Source organism: Pararhizobium sp. IMCC3301, from assembly GCF_030758315.1.
In the GTDB taxonomy this organism is placed as follows: domain Bacteria; phylum Pseudomonadota; class Alphaproteobacteria; order Rhizobiales.
Window position 1 is genome coordinate 3,446,991 of record NZ_CP132336.1, and the last position, 18,231, is coordinate 3,465,221.

At 55.2% G+C, this 18,231-nt stretch carries 16 protein-coding genes; 6 read left to right on the forward strand and 10 right to left on the reverse strand.

The annotated features are described in order from the left end of the window. Positions 1–34: 34 nt before the first annotated feature. Together RAL88_RS16675 and RAL88_RS16680 are read left to right on the forward strand one after the other, a co-directional pair. Positions 35–940, forward strand: a complete 906-nt coding sequence (locus tag RAL88_RS16675) for a 5-dehydro-4-deoxyglucarate dehydratase (protein WP_306264977.1) — start codon at positions 35–37, stop codon at positions 938–940. Between the two features lie 2 nt (positions 941–942). Then, positions 943–1,713 carry an aldolase/citrate lyase family protein gene (locus tag RAL88_RS16680; protein ID WP_306264978.1) on the forward strand — a complete coding sequence of 257 codons (771 nt, stop codon included), beginning with the start codon at positions 943–945 and terminating at the stop codon, positions 1,711–1,713. Between the two features lie 145 nt (positions 1,714–1,858). Here the strand turns inward: RAL88_RS16680 and RAL88_RS16685 are convergent, their stop codons facing one another. The 4 genes from RAL88_RS16685 to RAL88_RS16700 all read right to left on the reverse strand — a co-directional run bounded on the left by RAL88_RS16685 (position 1,859) and on the right by RAL88_RS16700 (position 5,540). Further along, a complete protein-coding gene (locus tag RAL88_RS16685; RefSeq protein ID WP_306264979.1) occupies positions 1,859–2,485 on the reverse strand; it encodes a GntR family transcriptional regulator in 627 nt (208 codons plus the stop codon). Positions 2,486–2,581: 96 nt separating this feature from the next. Beyond that, entirely contained in the window at positions 2,582–4,072 is a 1,491-nt protein-coding gene (locus tag RAL88_RS16690; protein WP_306264980.1) for a tripartite tricarboxylate transporter permease, read from the reverse strand. Then, positions 4,069–4,557 carry a tripartite tricarboxylate transporter TctB family protein gene (locus tag RAL88_RS16695; RefSeq protein WP_306264981.1) on the reverse strand — a complete coding sequence of 163 codons (489 nt, stop codon included), beginning with the start codon at positions 4,555–4,557 and terminating at the stop codon, positions 4,069–4,071. Before RAL88_RS16695 ends, RAL88_RS16690 begins: the two co-directional genes overlap by 4 nt. A 26-nt stretch (positions 4,558–4,583) precedes the next feature. Further along, on the reverse strand, positions 4,584–5,540 hold the full coding sequence (locus RAL88_RS16700; RefSeq protein ID WP_306264982.1) for a tripartite tricarboxylate transporter substrate binding protein: 957 nt from the start codon (positions 5,538–5,540) through the stop codon (positions 4,584–4,586). A 264-nt stretch (positions 5,541–5,804) separates the two neighbouring features. Here RAL88_RS16700 and RAL88_RS16705 point away from each other — a divergent pair, with 264 nt between their 5' ends. Together RAL88_RS16705 and ltnD are read left to right on the forward strand one after the other, a co-directional pair. Next, positions 5,805–7,328, forward strand: coding sequence for a sulfatase (locus RAL88_RS16705; protein ID WP_306264983.1), 1,524 nt, complete (start codon positions 5,805–5,807; stop codon positions 7,326–7,328). Between the two features lie 21 nt (positions 7,329–7,349). Then, on the forward strand, positions 7,350–8,246 hold the full coding sequence (gene ltnD, locus RAL88_RS16710; RefSeq protein WP_306264984.1) for an L-threonate dehydrogenase: 897 nt from the start codon (positions 7,350–7,352) through the stop codon (positions 8,244–8,246). A gap of 210 nt (positions 8,247–8,456) precedes the next feature. On the opposite strand, the gene RAL88_RS16715 is transcribed toward ltnD, so the two are convergent. After that, a complete protein-coding gene (locus RAL88_RS16715; RefSeq protein ID WP_306264985.1) occupies positions 8,457–8,732 on the reverse strand; it encodes a hypothetical protein in 276 nt (91 codons plus the stop codon). Between the two features lie 485 nt (positions 8,733–9,217). Next, positions 9,218–12,751 carry a DEAD/DEAH box helicase gene (locus RAL88_RS16720; protein ID WP_306264986.1) on the reverse strand — a complete coding sequence of 1,178 codons (3,534 nt, stop codon included), beginning with the start codon at positions 12,749–12,751 and terminating at the stop codon, positions 9,218–9,220. Between the two features lie 346 nt (positions 12,752–13,097). Between RAL88_RS16720 and RAL88_RS16725 the strand changes: the two genes are divergently transcribed. After that, positions 13,098–13,370 (forward strand): type II toxin-antitoxin system ParD family antitoxin, encoded by a 273-nt coding sequence (locus RAL88_RS16725; protein ID WP_306264987.1) that lies wholly within the window; start codon positions 13,098–13,100, stop codon positions 13,368–13,370. Then, the gene (locus RAL88_RS16730) at positions 13,367–13,672 is read left to right on the forward strand and encodes a type II toxin-antitoxin system RelE/ParE family toxin (protein WP_306264989.1); all 306 of its coding nucleotides are present in this window, start codon (positions 13,367–13,369) and stop codon (positions 13,670–13,672) included. Before RAL88_RS16725 ends, RAL88_RS16730 begins: the two co-directional genes overlap by 4 nt. 338 nt (positions 13,673–14,010) lie before the next feature. Here RAL88_RS16730 and RAL88_RS16735 read toward each other — a convergent pair whose 3' ends face one another. From RAL88_RS16735 to RAL88_RS16750, 4 genes are read right to left on the reverse strand one after another with little or no spacing between them, the layout of a single operon-like run. Beyond that, entirely contained in the window at positions 14,011–15,138 is a 1,128-nt protein-coding gene (locus RAL88_RS16735; protein ID WP_306264991.1) for a mandelate racemase/muconate lactonizing enzyme family protein, read from the reverse strand. Beyond that, a complete protein-coding gene (locus RAL88_RS16740; protein ID WP_306264993.1) occupies positions 15,135–16,628 on the reverse strand; it encodes a tripartite tricarboxylate transporter permease in 1,494 nt (497 codons plus the stop codon). The genes RAL88_RS16735 and RAL88_RS16740 overlap by 4 nt, the downstream gene beginning before the upstream one ends. Further along, entirely contained in the window at positions 16,629–17,156 is a 528-nt protein-coding gene (locus tag RAL88_RS16745) for a tripartite tricarboxylate transporter TctB family protein (RefSeq protein WP_306264995.1), read from the reverse strand. Continuing rightward, positions 17,156–18,145: a tripartite tricarboxylate transporter substrate binding protein gene (locus tag RAL88_RS16750; RefSeq protein WP_306264996.1), complete on the reverse strand. Its 990-nt coding sequence runs from the start codon at positions 18,143–18,145 to the stop codon at positions 17,156–17,158. The genes RAL88_RS16745 and RAL88_RS16750 overlap by 1 nt, the downstream gene beginning before the upstream one ends. Positions 18,146–18,231: the final 86 nt, after the last annotated feature.

Consider the following 18,231-nt stretch of genomic DNA (forward strand, 5'->3'; position numbering starts at 1 on the left):
TTCTGGCGTTCCCAAACTATGAGTTGGACTTGAAATGATCGCTCCAGATGAGCTGAAATCCATCATCCGTACCGGTTTGCTGTCGTTTCCGGTGACCCCGTTTGATGCCGATGACAATGTTGACCTTGCCGCCTTCAGATCACATCTGGAGTGGTTGTCCGGCTATCCCGTAGCCGGCTTGATTGTCGCCGGCGGGACAGGCGAGATGTTCTCGCTGACCCCCGCCGAAATTGTGCAAATCGTGCGAACCGCCAAATCTGTTTGCGGCGATGCACCGATCATCTCGGGCTGTGGTTATGGCACCAAAATGGCATGTGAACTGGCGCAGGGAATTGAAGCGGCAGGGGGAGACGGTATCCTTCTATTGCCGCACTACCTCATCGGAGCACCCCAGGATGGCATCGAGGCGCGGATACGCGCGGTCTGCAAATCCACAAAAATGGCGGTCATTGTCTATAACCGGGGGGCAAGCCGTGTGTCGGTCGAAACTCTGCAGCAGCTGTGCGATGAATGCCCCAACCTGATCGGCTTCAAGGACGGCACGGGCGACATCAACACGGTGCGCCGTGTGACCCTGAAAATGGGTGATCGTCTGGCCTATATCGGCGGTATGCCGACCCATGAATTATTTGCTCAGGCCTATCGCGGGGCCGGAATGGCAACCTATTCCTCGGCTGTGTTCAATTTCGTTCCCGAAACGGCACTGAGCTTTCACAAGGCCTTTGTCGCTGGCGATGATGCCACCTGCAACAAGCTTCTGACCGAATTTTATTATCCCTTCACCGCCATTCGAGATCGCAAGACCGGATATGAGGTATCTGCCATCAAGGCGGGTGTTCGCATTCGCGGCTTTGCAGCGGGCCATGTACGAAGCCCTTTGATCGATCTGACCGGGGAAGAGGATGACATGATGCGACACCTGATTGAGGGGAGGGGATGACGATGGAAATGCCGAAGAATACCTTTAAAAAGGCGCTGCGCGAAGGCCGCCAACAAATCGGCCTATGGTGCACTATGCCGGACCCCTATCTGACCGAAATTCTGTCCACTGCCGGCTTTGACTGGTTGTTGCTGGATGCCGAACATTCACCCACTGATATCCGCTCCATGATGGTGCAGTTGCAGGTCGGACGCGCTGGCCCCAGCGCGCTGGTTGTGCGTCCCCCGGTGAATGATACGGTGTTGATCAAACAATATCTCGATATCGGCGCTCAGACATTGCTGTTGCCGATGATCCAGTCGGCTGAGGAAGCCAGAGCAGCAGTGTCTGCGATGCGTTATCCGCCCGCAGGTGTGCGCGGAGTGGCCGGGATGACCCGTGCCACCCGCTTTGGCCGTGCCGAGAACTATCTGCAACGCGCCGAAGAGGAATTGTGCTTGCTGGTGCAGGTCGAAACCAGAGGTGCGCTGGAGCATATTGAAGCGATTGCCGCCGTCGATGGCGTGGATGGCATCTTTGTCGGACCATCCGATCTGGCCGCCAGCCTTGGCCATCGCGGCGACCCGTTTCACCCCGAAGTCGTGGAAGCCGTCGAATCCGCAATTGCCCGTATCACCGCTGCCGGAAAGCCGGCCGGCATTCTGACACCCAATGTCGAATTCGCCCAGCGCTGCATGGATCTCGGAACACGCTTCACGGCTGTCGGCAATGATATGGCAGTGCTGCTGAACGGCGCAGAAGCGCTGGCGCAGAAGTTTGCCGGCAAGCCATAATCGGTCACAGCTCCGCAGCCCTGAAGACCGGGTTTGTGCGCCCGCTGGATCTCGCTACACGCAGCTTGTGGTCATCTGCACCACGGCGCGAGGTATGCGTTGCCGGCACACGCGCAGTATCTCGGTGGCACAGCGCTTTGATGGTCTACATCACCTTGATGAGATCCAGTTTCGACTTGTGAACATGTGCGGCCATGATGGCTTCCGCAGCGAGAGAGTCTGCAGCGGCCAGCGCAGCAATGATCTGTCGATGATCATTGACGACACCGACAAAGCGATCATTGTCGTAACCAAATTTTTGCCAAAGCGTTGCAAGAAGCAGCCAATTCCGTGAAACGATTGATGCCGCATCTTTACTTCCGGCGATTTCGTTGATGGTATTGTGAAACGTATGGTTTGCACTCAACGCTTGATCATATTCCGCAGCATCCAGTGCTGTTTCCATTCTGGACTGAATTTCCTCAAGTTTTTTGATATCTGCCGGAACAGCGCGCTCTGCCGCACGTCTGGCCAGAACGGATTCAATGCTTGCCCGCATCTCCATCAGATCAACGATAAAATTCTTGTCCGGTGCCCGCACGCGGGCACCCTTGTTCGGTTCAAAAATGACGATACCGTCGCCAGCCAACTCGCGCAGGGCACCACGTATCGGCATGTGACTGGTTTCATAGCGCGCCGCCAGCCTGTTGATCGAAAGATGTTCTCCAAGATCAAACACGCCCTCGACAATATCATTCCTTATCCGTTCGGTGACATTGGCGCTAAGTTTCATCGATGCATGCCTTGCCCTGATAATTTGGCGGTTGACCATTACAACACCCGTCAAATGAAACTGCCACATAAAAGAACATGGCTCTGCAGCCGACAGTCAAATTGCCGTCCCCGAACGCTGCCGTCGTTTGCTGATCAGGGGCATGAACAGGACCGCAATCGACACGATGAGAAAGATCAGCGTGATAGGCCTGGTCAGGAAATCGGCCAAATTATTTTCACTGATGATCAGTGCTGTACGGAAGTTCCTTTCGGCGATAGGCGTCAGGATGAAGCCAATCACAAATGGCGCTACCGGGATTTTCCACGCACGGAACAAGAGACCCAACAAACCAAAAGCAAACATCACCCAAATGTCAAAGACCCGGTTATTCACGGCATAGGCACCGACGACGCAAAGCAAAAGCAGAACCGGCACGAGATATCTGGAGGGCAGGTCAATTAATTTGGCGAAGAACCGGATGCCCGCAAGCATCAGAACCAGCATCAACAGGTTGGCAATGAACATCACCGACATGAAGCCATAGACAATCTCAGGTTCGTTTTGGAACAGGAGGGGCCCAGGACGGACCGAGTGCAATGTCAGTGCGGCGATGAGAATTACGTCGATGATCGATCCGGGAATGCCCATTGTTATCATCGGAATAAGGGCACCACCAACGGTCGCGCTATTTGCAGCCTCTGAGGCGACAATACCTTCGTCACAACCGGTGCCGAACATCTCGGGCGTTTTGGACGAGTTCTTGGCCGTCACATAGGACACGATGGCTCCGACAGAGCCACCCACACCGGGCAGTATCCCGATCCATGTGCCAATCAGGGACGACCGGATCACGTTGAACCATTGAGAGGTGAAATCCGATACTTTGACCCACGACATCTTGGCACCGAGTTTCAGCCGTTTCGCGCCGTCCCCGGTGTTCGCGCTATCAGCAAGTAATTGGGTAATCGCAAAAATGCCCAGCAATACAGCGAGCAGGCTGAACCCGGCATTCATCTGTGGTAGCCCAAAGGTCAAACGGGGTTGGGCTGTGATCGTATCGATCCCCGGAATTGCGACCAGCATCCCCAAACAGGCTGAAAGCAGCGCTTTGATCATTGAGCCTTCGCTGAGCGAAGAGATCAGCATCAGCGCCGCGAGGACCAAAGCAAAATATTCATGCGGGCCGAATTTCAGAGCAAGCTTTGCCAGAGGAGGGGACAAGAAAACCAGTGCCAGCCACGACACAAGCCCACCGATGAAGGAGGCAATGATGCCAAGTTGCAAGGCGCGGTCCGGCCGCCCTTTTTGCGCCATTGGCGCGGCGTCCAGTGTGGTCATCATGCTGGATGCGCTGCCTGGAATGCTCAGAAGCGTCGCCGAGACAAGCCCCCCGGCGATAGAGCCGACATATTGGCCCACGAGCAGAGCAACTCCGTCAAGAGGTTCCCAGCCATAGGTAAGTGGCAGCGACAGCGCGACCAGCATGGCACCGTTCAGACCGGGGATAGCTCCGACAACAATTCCAGACAGCACGCCGACGAAGATCAAAATGAACGGGCCAGGCTGCAGCATGCTGCCAAACGATGCGAGGAGATCAAGTATCATGGCAGGATCACCGTAAAGACACGGGTGAACACAATCAGTGTCACAATTATGCTCAGCACCGCCACTGCAGCAGAAATGGCGATATTCTTAAGGCTAAAACTGGACAGGGCCAGAACCGCCAGAAAACAAAACAGGCCTCCCGACAACCAGAACGGCAACACCTTCCATTCAATCGCCATCAAAAACACCAACAGAAGAGCTGATGTGATCCAGATCGGACGGGACGCGCCGGGCGCTTTCAGGCCCGAAATCCAGCGCACAGGTGCACCAGGCGGTGTTGAGGCACCGCCTGGTGAGTTCAAATAGGTGAGCAGGAGAAACAGAATCGCCAGAGCGATCATTGCGATGGCGATAATCTTCGGGACAAGTCCCGCGCTGATGTTGGACATCAGCGAGGGTGGTATTTGGTCAGCGGACCAATAAACAGTCACTCCAAGCACGATGCTGGCAATGACCAGCAAAACATCACTTTTGCCAGGTCTCACTGGTCCGCTCCCTTATTCTGTAATGCTTATTTGCCCAGAATATATTTATTTGCTGCTTCCTGGATCGCCGCAAAACGAGCATCCAGTGTCGTGACGAGTTCGTCGCCCGTGATCAGCGCAGGCGTAATGTTGCGCTTCATCATGGTTTCCTGAAACTTCGCATCGTTGACGGTTTCTGCAAACGCCTTCGCCAGATGCGCAATGATTTCCGCATCGGTTCCTGCTGGAACATACCAAATGTAGTGCAGACCAACGCTTACATCATATCCCTGTTCCTTGGCGGTTGGAACGTCTGCCAGCACAGGCTGGCGATCGGCATCAAACACGGCCAAGGGGACAATATCCCCGGCTGTGATCGAATCCAAAGCCGCAGAGACTTCGAACATACCTGCATCGATAGTGCCGCTCAGCAATGCTTTCATTGTATCGGCACCGCCACCTGTGGGCACGAATGTCACATTATGGTCGATGGGAGACAATGCGTTCAGGAAAAAGAAGTGGTTGGCCGCGCCAGGGTTCACACCCAGTTTCAGTTTCCTGTCACCACCCTTGGCGGCAGCGTAGAATTCTTCGAGGTTCGTATAAGGTGACCCGCTGGGCACGGTCAGGACGATGACTTCCTTGGCGACTTGTGCGACAGGGATCATCGACGATGGGCCCATCGTATTAATACCGGTTGCAGACGATGTGAGGAACGCCTCATGTGTCGACAACAATGTATAGCCATCCGCATCCGCATTGGCAGCTTCCATCGCGCCAATTGAAGTGCCGCCGCCGCCCATATTGATGATCGCCAGATCAGCACCGAGCTTTTTCCCCAGCACTTCGGCGACCTGCCGGGTCGTCACATCTGTACCGCCACCTGCGCCATTGGGCACAATCACTTTGATCGGCGCGCTTGGATACTCTTCTGCAGCTGCGGATGTAATGCTCAGAGCAAGGCTTCCCGCTGCAAGCAACGCTGTAAAAATTCTTCTATTCATAACTATCCTCCGGTTTGATGATTCATCTGTCGTCAGCAGGGATAACATCGCCAGGCGATTGGCATTTGAAATACCTTGTTATTCCCCATACCTTCCCTCCTCGTCCTCCATAGGCGTCATATTTGACGCTCATTATTTGATCAAATCAAAGCGAAAAATGCTCAAAAAGTCAATATATTTCTTTACTTTTGATCAAATATAGTTTCGATTAAGATCAATAGCAGCACATATGCGACCGTCAAATGCGATGATAGGTAAAGAGAAATGAAAACAATTTTCGTCATGCAGGATTCATTGGTGCGCGCGGCTTTGGGCTCTTATGGCGGCACAAAAATCCCGACGCCGAATTTTGATCGTCTCGCGGCCCGGGGGATCTCGTTTGATAGGCATTATGTCGGGTCGCTGCCCTGCATGCCCGCGCGGCGTGAATTACACACCGGACGCCTCAATTTCTTTCACCGGTCATGGGGGCCTCTGGAGCCGTTTGATCTGTCTGCACCGGAATTGATGCAGCAACACAACGTCTACTCCCACCTGGTGACTGATCACTATCACTACTTCGAGGACGGCGGTTCGACATATCACAATCGCTATAACAGCTATGATTTCATTCGCGGTCAGGAATGGGACAAATGGAAAGCCCGGGTTGAGCCGCCGGTCGAAGATTACAAGGCGAATTACCATCCGTTGCAATTCTCGGAATCACGCGCGGATGGCCGGTTACAACATTTGATCAACCGCGATTCAATTCGTGACGAATCTGATTTCTGTACGCCACGCACCTATCAGGCGGCCTTTGAATTCCTCGACAGCAATCGCGAAGCCGACAACTGGTTTCTGCAATTGGAACTTTTCGATCCGCACGAGCCGTTTGCCGCACCAGAGCGGTTCAAGTCTATGTTCCCCACTGATTACGAGGGGCCGATCCTGAACTGGCCGCGCTACAAAAAAGTCGAGGAAACGCCCGGTGAGATCGCAGAATTACGGGCGAATTACGCGGCACTGGTGGCGATGTGTGACGAATATTTTGGCCGGCTGCTGGATTATATGGACACACATGACATGTGGAAGGACACGGCAATTGTCCTGTCTACCGATCATGGCATCCTGCTCAGCGAGCATGAGTGGTGGCAAAAAAACCGGATGCCGTTTTACAATGAAATCGCCCATATTCCGCTAATCATCTATCATCCGGATCATGCCAGTCGTGCCGGCGAACGGCGGTCTGCTCTGACCCAGACCGTCGATCTGATGCCGACTTTCCTGGAATGGCACGGGGTGCCGGTGCCACAGGGTCTGGACGCAAAATCGTTGAATCCGGTGCTGGAAAACGATGCGCCGCAGCGGGAGGTCGCAGTGTTTGGGATGTTTGGATCATCGACCAACGTCACTGACGGGAGATACACCTATTTCAACTACCCGGAGGATATGCTGGCGGTCGATCTGTATGAATATACGCTGATGCCCATGCGCCAGAAAAAGCTCTTTAGCGCAGCGGAATTTGACGGGGCTGAACTCACTCGCGCATTTGAGTACACCAATGGCTATCCGGTGCTGAAATTGCCGGCCCTCAAGAACGCAGCAGGGCAGCCCTGCGGCCACGCCAGCCAGGGACCTTACGCAGATACTGATTCCCGGCTGTTCGATCTGGAAACTGATCCGGGACAGGAAACGCCAATCGACGCGCCTGATGTCGTTGCCCGGCTGGTCGCAGGCATGGTGGATGTCATGCGCGCAAATGAAGCTCCCGCTGAGGCCTTTGAGCGCCTTTGTGTGCAGCAACAATAGAGTTCAGATGCAATGAGAAAAATGACTCAAAAAGTTGCGATTTTCGGCCTTGGCTCTATGGGCTACGGAATTGCATCATCGGTTTTGCGTAACGGGCATCCGACCTGGGGCGTCGATATTAACCCTGCAGCTATGGATCGGTTCCGAGCAGATGGCGGCCGCTCTGATCCCATTGCGGATGTGATGGGCACGCTTGATGCAGTGGTTGTTGTCGTGCTCAACTCGGCGCAGACGGAAAGCGTTTTATTCGGTGACGCTGGCATTGTGCAGCATCTCAAACCCGGGGCGGTTGTTCTGGCTTGTGCCACGGTTGCACCGGATTTTGCGCGTGCCATGTCGGGGCGCTGTGCAGAAACCGGCGTGCATTATCTCGATGCGCCGATATCCGGGGGTGCCGCGAAAGCGGCACAGGGCAGGCTCAGCATCATGGCTTCCGGCACGCCCGAGGCATTTGCCGCGGCACGGCCGACCCTCGATGCCACAGCCGAAACCGTTTTTGAACTAGGCGATGCGGCAGGTGCCGGGTCAGCGATGAAAGCGGTGAACCAGCTCCTGGCGGGCGTCCATATCGCGGCCATGGCCGAGGCGCTGACCTTTGGCATGACCCAGGGTGTAGCGCCCGGAAAATTCGTTGAGGTGATCAGCAAATGCGCCGGCACCAGTTGGATGCTGGAAAATCGTGCACCGCATGTTGTTGCCGGAGATTATACACCACTGAGTTCGGTCAATATCTGGCCCAAGGATCTGGGAATTGTCCTCGATATCGCCAGGGCATCGCACTTCAGCGCACCGATTACCGCCGCCGCGCTTCAGCAATTTATTGCCGCTGCAGGCATGGGGCATGGCGGCGAAGACGATGCGGCCGTCGCTAAGGTCTATGCCCGCAATGCAGGGTTGACCCTGCCGGGCGAACCGTAACCTCCCGGGGCCGCCCGCATTGCCGGTGTTGCGCATGACGCCAGGAAAAAACTGGTGAAATGAGTGCATTTCAATGCGGGTGTGCTGCGAGGTTTTGACCGAGTTTTATTATCCGTTCACCGCCATTCGAGATCGCAAGAGTTGCTAAACGCTGTCCGCTGGGATGATCTGGAGCACCGAATGCCGGGTCTGCACGCTCGCCGGAAGTCGTTACACGCCGCTGGTTGCTGGCCATAGATATTCATGGTCAGTCATCAGTGGATGGCTAATCCAAACCACCAACGATTTACGAGTTCCTTCGGTAAATTCGAAACGAACTGGCGTCTTCGATTTGCTTTGCATGATTGAAGTGCGTTCCTTCACTGCACCCGCGCTGAACACATCTGCGTGCGTCAGCATGGCAAGGCCGCACCCCAGAAACTTACTGTCGATGACTGTGTTAAAAAGAGCCAAATCCAGCACCGCATCCGCCAGCTCTAATACCAAAGTCAGAAATCACTGACCCACATGAGCCCAGTTTCTCATTCCGATTGATGTGTTGGCTTCCGGATGTCGGATGAGATTGTTCCATGCATCGCATGCTGCATCGACGATAGCGGTGTAGTCTTTGAAGACGCAGTTTGAGAGCCAGTTTGCCGACAAGCCATAATCGGTCACGGCTCCGCAGCTCTGAAGACCGGGTTTGCGCGCCCGCTGGATCTCGCTACACGCAGCTTGTGGTTATCGGCACCATGGCGCGAGGTGTGTCCGGTCGGAAGATGTGCAGTATCTCGGTGGCAGAGCGCTTCGTTGGTATTGACGAGGCCGGGAGCTCAATCCTCCCCTGCAGCACCATTCTTCTCACTTAAAACAGTGTATTGTAGTTCACTTCTTTGACACTAGCGACGTAGCAAAATATACCGCTCCACAATAGATCCAATACAGACATGCGGGGTGGAGGCGAGGTCATAAACCACTTGCAAAGGAGGCCGTTAATTCATGCTCTCCTGATTGTCCCCCGACATACAGGAACTAGTTGAGATGGCGTTGGCTTTAGGCAGAAAATGGTCAAGCATTGCAAACACGCCGGCAGATTTCCAAAGATAGTGATTGCCAATTACATAAATGGATGCCTTCGCGCGTGTGACGGCGACGTTGACCAAGTTGGGCCTTCCACCTGCCCAAGCGCGGGCCCCGGTTTGCGTGGATTCTTGAGCGCCGAGCACAAAAAAGACGATTCCAGCTTCACGCCCCTGAACGGTGTGTACCGTTCCGACATGCTCCCACACCCATGCGTTCGGATTGCTGACCCAATCGTCCAGAACACCGCTGCGCAATAGTTGCTGACGGAGATTGTCTTGCACAATGACAAATGGTGTCACGACATAAAGATCGGCTTCTCCACCACTCTCCCGCAATTTGCGCAGCATTTCAATGAGAACTGTCGCTTCATCCGCGCACCATTTATCGGGGCCAGGTTTCCCGACTACATCAATCCATGACGAAGGCCCAAGGATCGGAGTAACATTCGATGTTTTTTTTGCCTGCACCATGAGGTTTGAATAGGCAATCTCGTTCGAAATATCGAACATCGGGCTGTCGCAGCGCCGATGCACCAGCAATGGTGCGCCTACGTCCCGATGCCCGCTGCCTATGGGAAAACGCGCACAATACATACTGGCAGCATCCGCTACCGTTTGAACTGATGCCTCTGGCGCATTGTATTTCAGCGGGTCAATACCAAAGAACGCGCATATTTCCTCTGTCAGGCTATTCGGGAGTGTGACCACAGGTTCGATCTGCAACGGATCACCAACGACAATTGAACGCTTTGTTCTCATCATCGCGCCAACCGCAGCCTGCGGCACAGCCTGTCCGGCTTCATCGACAAGCAGCCACCCCAGTGTTTCCGGTTGTAGGCGCGAGAACATCCGGTTCACAGAAGCAAAAGTCGTGGATACCACCGGTACAACGAGGAAAAACGACGCCCAAAGATCGGCGATTAGAGCATCCTTTTGCGGTGTGCCGAGTGAACGCGTGCCGAAGGTTTCTACAAAGATCGAAAGGTTTTGCCGCAGCGGATCGGCCGCGCAATCTATAAACGCCCGGTGAAGCTGAATTGATGCTTCAAACACGTCATCACGCTGCAGATTTGCCGCCGTGTCAAACCACACGCTGGCCATCTGTATGTCTTCGTGCTTTCCTGCAAAAAAGCCAGCATCCGGCATAAGCACCTCTGATTGCGAGCGCGCGAGTTGTAGGATTGCATTCAGTTCGGATTTTTCGGCACGCAGTGTTTCGCGCTTTTGCTGTGATTGGCCGATCAGTTTCTTCTTCGCCGCAAGTTGGGAACAAAGACGGGCAAACGCCTCATTTCGGCTCAGAAACAGCTGACGGTCTTGAGAGGTTTCTTTTGCCAAAGTTTGATGTAATGATTGCCATTCTTGGAAATGCCTAGTTCGAAATAGCCGCACAAAAAACCCCGGACGCTGTGTAAAATGAGCGATTTGTGTTTGACTCGCGGTGTTTAACTGCTCTTCAATTAGCCCTAGATTTCGCTTGGCAGCCGACAGGTTGGCCTCAAGCCCCTGCGCTTCCGCTTCGAGAGCAGGTTGTTTGAATGCCAGTTCGTTGATCTCGGCCGAGACAGTGACGAAGCGAAGAAGCTGAACATGCAGTTTTTGCAGCTTCGCCTGAGTTTGTTTGAAACACTCCAATTTGCCCAAGAAGTTTGTGCGGGCTTTTTCCCATCGTGCGGAAGCTTCACAGTCATTTGCCGGGGGATTTTCACGAACTACGATTTCACGCCGTCTTTTAAGCGGAGGGCCACTTTCTTGCGGCTCTGAAACAATCTGCGGAATACCGCTGGCGTGGTTGAGATAGGTTGAAAGACCGTTTTCTTTATCACGCCAGAAGCCTTTCGCAAATAAATAGCGATTTGACGAATTCCCCAGGACAGCGGCGATTACTCCCCATGTGTCACGTTCCAAGACATTGTCCGAGATTGTTTTGAAATATCGTAATTCCGGCGCATCAACGGCAATTGCATCCAAAGCGGGCAGTTCGGCGCTCACATTTTCAACGGCTTTGTTGTTGGATGAGGTGACGATCATCTCAAAGCCCTTCAGACGCTCATCGAGTCTATGGAGCGTGATCTTTGCGCCGCTCCTTTGTAGGCTCTGGTTGGTGGGCGTGAACGCCTTCGAAGGCTGGTCATATTCGCTCATCACAGTCGCACGCTCAACAAGACGCGCAGCAACGACATCGCGCAACAATGTTGTCTTGCCTGTACCGGGTGGACCGTTCACTGCAAGGATACCGGTTTTAAGCCGGGCAGCGTTTGTCGCATTAACAGCGGCCTGTTGCAAAAGGGCAAGCGGGAAGCGCCCATTACCCGGCCATTTTGCAAATGGTGTCAGAGCGGGTTGCAACAAGTCTTGCAGGCCGATGTCTTCTTCCAACAAGTTGGTACGCTGCGATGGTTTCTTTATGCCAAGATAATGTTGAAGCGCATGCGGCAGCTTGCCGTCTTTAGCGAGCGAGCGTGCTGCGGCGAGATCTTCCAGAAAGAAAGAATTTAATAGCATAGGTTCCGGCGGCGTTTTACTTGCAAAGAACTCATAACGCCGTAGCGCAAAATATGGCGCTTTGATCGCGTGCCCCTGAAGAGTGAGCGCCGCAACGAGATGGTCAAATAGCTCCTTAATATGCCGCTTTGTAAGGGGAATAACCTCATTATTCCGATCCCGTTTGATCAGAAGTTTTCGGAAAGCGGCCATCAAAAGCCTTTGCTGCGTTGGCCAATCCGCGAGCCTCTTTAAATCCCCTCGAAGGGCGATGGGGACGCTCCAAGCGAAGCTGGATATCGCAGCGCTCGTTTCTTCTTCCAGAGGCCGTCCCTCTTTATCCAGAAGGATACTAGCGATAGCGCTGTAACCTCTCATGCTAGGCTTGTCCGGCCGTTTGTCGGCATAGACCGTAAGGAGTAATTCCACTGCCGGAGCAAGTTCAATTGCACCGAGAATTAGCTCATAATAGAGCCGCTTCTTGGGGCGTGATTTTTCTCCCACCGCCCATGGAAGCAAGCCCTCATCAAAGCGGGCAATACGTGACCGATCTCCAGAAACAAGATCCGTCTCCCGCCGATACGCCTGCGGTGACAAAACTTCCAACGCTGTCCATGCACGCAGAATGTTCTGGGCATCGTCTGTCACCGGAGGTTTGGCGACAGGCTTCGCAACCGGCGCGATTGGTTCTACCAATTTTGGAGGCGTATCGAACGGCAAGGCCGGCTCGTTTTGCTCGGCTTTGTTGGCGGATCTCCAGACTACTTTCGCGGGGGCAACTTTTGGGGCCGGCGGTCCGTTGGCTGCCAGAACTTGTTTTTTAAGAGCGAGCGCACGCTGTGTACCGCGAAATCCAAGTTCGTTCAGCAGGTCGTTCAGTGTTTTGCTATCACCTTGATTGTTCTTAAAAATCTCTTCCAGCTCTTTAATCGACTTACTAAAATACAGTCTACTGGCCATCTATTTTTAGCCCATTTCGGGCACAAAATGCGCCCATGCTCCATTTATGTTGTTGCTTTCTAACAACCATTTACCGCCTGACGGCTGATTGCAAGAAAATTTCGTAGAACTGCCGATTGCAGAAGGAACCAGCATGGGATTGCCCATAAACACTCGACACGATCTTGTTTTCGTTGCCGCTAATTCCATCTGACGCCTTGAAAGGTAAGGTAGTTTTGGAATTCAATACCCCACAAACGCAACTCACCAGTAGCCAGTGGGATAGTAGGGGTTAATCAGGCACATCGTTATTTTAGTATGATTTATTCATACTTTGCGGTATTCCTGAGATACGAAGGAGTAAACCATGGACAAAAGGACCGTCAGTCTGCCTGATGAACATGCCCGTTACATCGACCAGAAGGTCAGTTCTGGTGACTATGCATCGGCGAGTGAAGTTGTACGTGCGGGTCTTCGCGCATTGCAGGAACGCGACCGCGCCGTTGAAAACTGGCTTCATAATCAGGTTGCTCCGACATATGATGCGATGATGGAAACCCCCGAACGCGTCGTTTCGTCCCGGTCCGTGTTTGATGGTATTCGCGCGCTTCATATTGAGAAAACCAAAGGCCCTGCGTGAAGCGGCGCGTCGTTGAATTTGCGCCCGAGGCGCGGGAAGATTTGTTCGCGCTCTATGAATGGATTAGTGCCAAAGCCAGTCCCAGGATCGCCCTTGGCTATATCGAGCGCATCGAGACCTACTGCAACGATTTCGATCTTGCGTCCCAAAGAGGGCGGTCCCGCGAAGATATCCGTCAAGGCTTGCGCATTATCGGCTTCGACCGCCGTTTGGCCATTGCCTTCATTGTGTCTGACAACACAGTGACACTCCTGCGATTGTTTTACGGCGGTCAGAATTGGGATGATGATCTCTCATCATAGACTCAGCCCGAGATCCGTGCGCTCTATCGATTTGGCCGCTCCAATAATCTCGTCCGTACTGTTTGCTCCGTCATGCGCATGGTTTACGTCACGGCGCGCGCCATTCGTCAAGCGCCAGGCCGATAGCAATGGGTTTGTCTTTGCCAGGCGTTGCAGAACTCATAGGCAATGCCATCGCAGAGGTGCTGGTTTGGCAATAAACTCTGCGAACCCTTCCCGCCGATGGATAGTGTCGCATTTCTCCAAACCATCAAAAAGAGAGTTCTATATTTCCCGCTCTAACGGCACCATTCAGGTGCCCAAGATAGTACTCGGCTGAACCGGCAACGCCGGAACTGTCAGGACCGGGCGCTGAAGGCCGACAGTTTCTGCGCATCAGGCACGATGCCAAGTCCGGGGCGGTCAGTTACGCTTGCCAGTCCGTTTTCCACGTCAAACGCCCCTGCTGAAAACGCCACTCGCAACGGGTTCTCGGTGACATCGACTTCCAGCCAACTTGCGCCGAGGGCAATGGCGGCGTGGGCGGTTGCGACAAGGCCGATGCCGCTGCCGAGAAAATGCGGCGCGAAGGCCGCGCTGGTTGCGGCAGCCACCTGGTGGATCGCGATCAGGCCGGACAGCCCGCCCCATTTGATTGCGTCGGGTTGCAAAATGGCGACTCCGCTGTTGGCCGCAGCGCGAAAGGCCTCGACCTTGCGCAGGTTTTCGCCGGCGGCCAGATGCACCGGCTGTGCATTGGCGACCTGATGCCAGTCCTGGTGGGGACGGTCGGCCGCAATCGGCTCCTCGATCCACAGCAGTTCAAATTCGGCCAGGGCCTGTCCCGCAGCAATCGCCTCATCCGGCGTCCAGGCCTGATTGGCATCAACCATGACGGCTGCATCGCCGACAAGCCGGCGCAGGCTGTCCAACGCAGCCCTGTCAGCATTTGCACCAAATCCGACCTTGACCTTGAATCCCCGCCAGCCGGTTTGCGTCAGCGCCGGCACCAGTGTGTCCAGTGTCTGCGCGGTGAGGGCGCTGGCATAGGCCGGAACATCATGTTTACTGCCCGGCGCCAGTACATCGTAAAGTGGCCGGTCCTCGCGCCGCGCCGTCATATCCCAGGCGGCGATGTCCAGTCCGGCAATGGATTGCTCAAACGGGCCGGGTTCATTGGCCTGAAGCGCGAGCGCATGGGTGTCTTCGGTCAGGAACTGCCACATCTGCGAAGGGCCGGCAAAACTTTGCCCGATCAGTTTGGGCGCCAGAATCTGCTCGATGATCTTTTTGCGGTGCGCGGCGGCAAAAGCCGGCCAGTTGCAGAAAACCTCGCCCCAGCCTTCATGACCGGAAGCATCGGTCAGCCGCACAAGCAGCGCGGGCCGCGCATACATGGTGCCAAAGGCGTTGGAGCGCGGGGTCTTCAGCGGTGCTTCAAGGTGAAACACGTCGATGCGTGCAGGTGTAAGCGGTAGCTCGCTCATCTGCGCTCACTGCGCCAGGCCGAGCGGACCTGCCAGAGCAGCAGGCCGAGCGACAGAATGGCAAAGACGGCGACAATCGGTTTGCTCAACAGGGCAGCCGGGTCATCGCTATACAGAATAACAAAGCGCACGAAATCCTCATCAATCTGGCGTCCCAGAAACAGCCCGATCATCAGCGAAATCAGGGTGAAATGATGCCGCCGGAAAAAATAACCGATCAGGCCGAACAGGAATGTAATGACGATATCTTCCCAGTAGCCGCGATAGCTGTAGGCTCCGAGCGCCAGTATGATCGCCAGCACCGGGGCCAGCAGGCGCGAGGGAACCGTTACAATCCGTGCCACCTGGCTGGCGACAACCACGGCAAACAGGCCAAGCACCGCCATTTGCGCCAGATTGCCGAGGATCAGGCCATAGACCATCACACCATTATCGATGAACAGCCGTGGCCCCGGCACCAGACCATGCAACAGAAATGCCCCGGAAATCACCGCTGTTGACGCACTGCCGGGAATGCCGAGTGACATCAGGATCGCCATCGCGCCGCCTTCCGAGGCATTGTTGGCGCTTTCAGCCGCGACCACACCTTTTGGCTCGCCTTCGCCGAATCTGTCGCCCGGCCGTGCGCGCTTTGAGGCGGTGGCGTAGGACAGCAACGAGGCAATGGTTGCACCGGCGGCAGGCAGCAGGCCGATAAAGGTGCCGATCAGGGACCCGCGTAGCCATGTTCCAACCTCGCGCGTGGCCTGTCTGACGCCTCGCAACAGGGCGCGCAGATCGCTCGACGAGCCTTGCGTGCCGGTTGCGATTGACGGGCGCGCCACAATCGAAATGAGTTCGGGAATGGCAAACATGCCGATCACGCTCAAAATGATCGGCAGCCCGTCCTCAAGCGCATCGAGCCCCAGTGTGCCGCGCGCCACCCCGGTGGTGACACTTGTGCCGATGGTCGACAGCAACAGCCCGATCAGGCCGGCAAAAATTGTCCGGGCAAAGCTGCGGCGCTGCAGGGTTGCAATCAGCAGCATCACGAAAATCGTCAGAAACAGCATTTCCGCAGAGCCGAACAGCAGCGCAAACTGGGCCATCGGCTGGATGAAAACCAGCAGGATCAGATAGCTGATCGCGCCGCCGATCACCGATGCGGCAATCTGCAGGCCCAGCGCCTCATTCTGGCGGCCGGCCTTGGCCATCGGGTAGCCGTCAAATGTGGTGGCTGCGGCACCCGGCGTGCCCGGTGTGTTGATGAGAATTGCCAGAAACCCGCCGCCTGTCAGCGATCCGGTATAGACCGATGTCATCAGCACCAGAGCGGTCAATGCATCAAGCTGGAATGTCAGTGGCAGTATGGCTGCCAGTCCAAGTGCGGCTGTCATGCCGGGTATCGCGCCGATCACCAGGCCGAGCAGCATGCCGCCGAAAATCGCCAGCGGCATCTGCCAGGTCCAGAGCAGCGAAGCGCCTTCTGCGATCAGATCGAAATCGAGCATTTACAGCCCCATCGGCCAGAGCGGCAGTTTGACACCGAGCGCCTGGTCAAAGCCGATATAAATCAGCGCCAGCATACCAAGGGTCATGGCTATGATCAGCAGCGGACGTCTTTCACCGGAAATGAGAATGAGCGCCGGCAGATAGATGATCGTGGCGGCGATAAAGCCGAGCAGCCAGATCAGCCCGGCCAGAACCGGCAGGCTGAGAACAAATCGGTAGCGCGCCGGAACACCCAGACCCTCGTCCCGGTCAAGCTGCAGCCGCTGCGGAAACGGACCGATGGCCGACCAGATGACAAAGGGCGCAGTAGCCCATGCCGCAATCAGAATGGGGGTGATCAGCCAGGCAGCTTCCGCTTCATCATCCGGATTGGTCCGGGTCGACCAGACATACCAGCTGGCCCAGGCGAGCGCGACAAGGGTCAGCGCAATGCTGACCCAGTCTATCTGCCGCGATCCGCCCATGCTGCCAGTGTTGCCAGTGCTGCCAGCATCGCCTGTCTCTTCATCCGCAGAGACAAGCGACATTATCCGTCAGCCTCGTCTTGCAGAATTTTGGTGAAGCGCGCATCGACTTCTTCAATCAGGGCCTGAGCCGCCTCTGCACCCTGCCAGTCTGTGCCAACGCCGCTTTTGGCGGCCGCATCCTTGAAGGCCTGATTGGTGTTGATGGTTTGCTCAAAAGCTTTCACCAGAGTTTCAAACCGGTCCGGATGGTTGTTTTTCACATCGCTGTGGACGGCAAAGAAACGGTAGGCCCCACCTTCGGGCACCGACACGTTCATCGCGGCAAGTTCCGCATTGATGGATGGCGCATCCGGCCAGTCCGGGGCCGTCCCTGCATCACTGAACAGTCCCAGGACCACCGCATCATCCTTGATCGACGTTGCACCGCCGGCACCGGCAGCGGTCAACTGGATCTCTCCGGATGCAAAGGCTTTGCGCGCCGCGCCGCCACCCTTGTAGGGCACAATCTTGATATCGAGCTCCAGTTCATCGAACATCGCCCGCGCCAGAATCGGTCCCACTGAGCCTTTGCCGGACGACCCGAACGTCACCTTGCCCGGATTTTCCCTGGCATAGGCAATCATGTCAGCCAGCGAAGTCCAGCCGGTATCCTTCTGGGCCAGCAGAATTGCAGGATCGGTCCACATCACATTGATAATGGCCAGATCAGACAGGCTGAAAATGTCCGGATCGGTAAATTTGGCATAGGTCGTGGCTGGCGCAAACGCAGTGAGAATGGTGTAGCCATCGCGCTCCGCTTCCATGAATTTCTTCAGCCCGGTCTTGCCACCGGCTCCGCCGATATTTTCAACAATGACATTCTGGCCAAGCGCGTCCGGCAGAAACGGCTGGATGGCGCGTGCCGTGCGGTCGACAGCGCCACCGGCGCCATAATTGACCAGAAGGGTAATTTCCTTGGACGGAAAACTTTGCGCAAACAGCTGCGATGTGCTGGCGAGAAGCGCAGCTGTGGCGGTGAATGTGCCGAATTGGCGACGTGTCAGTTTCATATATATTCCTCCCGTTAAACGTCAGTTTGATGTCCTCTTCACTATAGTAGTCATATTTTGACTACTATGGCAATATCTGTCATTCT

Bases quoted from the DNA above. Each gene is read 5' to 3' on its own strand.
- RAL88_RS16740 (WP_306264993.1), bottom strand. From the start codon at position 16,628: ATGCTCGATTTCGATCTGATCGCAGAAGGCGCTTCGCTGCTCTGGACC.
- RAL88_RS16685 (WP_306264979.1), bottom strand. From the start codon at position 2,485: ATGAAACTTAGCGCCAATGTCACCGAACGGATAAGGAATGATATTGTC.
- RAL88_RS16675 (WP_306264977.1), top strand. From the start codon at position 35: ATGATCGCTCCAGATGAGCTGAAATCCATCATCCGTACCGGTTTGCTG.
- RAL88_RS16720 (WP_306264986.1), bottom strand. From the start codon at position 12,751: ATGGCCAGTAGACTGTATTTTAGTAAGTCGATTAAAGAGCTGGAAGAG.
- RAL88_RS16750 (WP_306264996.1), bottom strand. From the start codon at position 18,145: ATGAAACTGACACGTCGCCAATTCGGCACATTCACCGCCACAGCTGCG.
- RAL88_RS16680 (WP_306264978.1), top strand. From the start codon at position 943: ATGGAAATGCCGAAGAATACCTTTAAAAAGGCGCTGCGCGAAGGCCGC.
- RAL88_RS16745 (WP_306264995.1), bottom strand. From the start codon at position 17,156: ATGTCGCTTGTCTCTGCGGATGAAGAGACAGGCGATGCTGGCAGCACT.
- RAL88_RS16690 (WP_306264980.1), bottom strand. From the start codon at position 4,072: ATGATACTTGATCTCCTCGCATCGTTTGGCAGCATGCTGCAGCCTGGC.
- RAL88_RS16700 (WP_306264982.1), bottom strand. From the start codon at position 5,540: ATGAATAGAAGAATTTTTACAGCGTTGCTTGCAGCGGGAAGCCTTGCT.
- ltnD (WP_306264984.1), top strand. From the start codon at position 7,350: ATGACTCAAAAAGTTGCGATTTTCGGCCTTGGCTCTATGGGCTACGGA.
- RAL88_RS16725 (WP_306264987.1), top strand. From the start codon at position 13,098: ATGGACAAAAGGACCGTCAGTCTGCCTGATGAACATGCCCGTTACATC.
- RAL88_RS16735 (WP_306264991.1), bottom strand. From the start codon at position 15,138: ATGAGCGAGCTACCGCTTACACCTGCACGCATCGACGTGTTTCACCTT.
- RAL88_RS16705 (WP_306264983.1), top strand. From the start codon at position 5,805: ATGAAAACAATTTTCGTCATGCAGGATTCATTGGTGCGCGCGGCTTTG.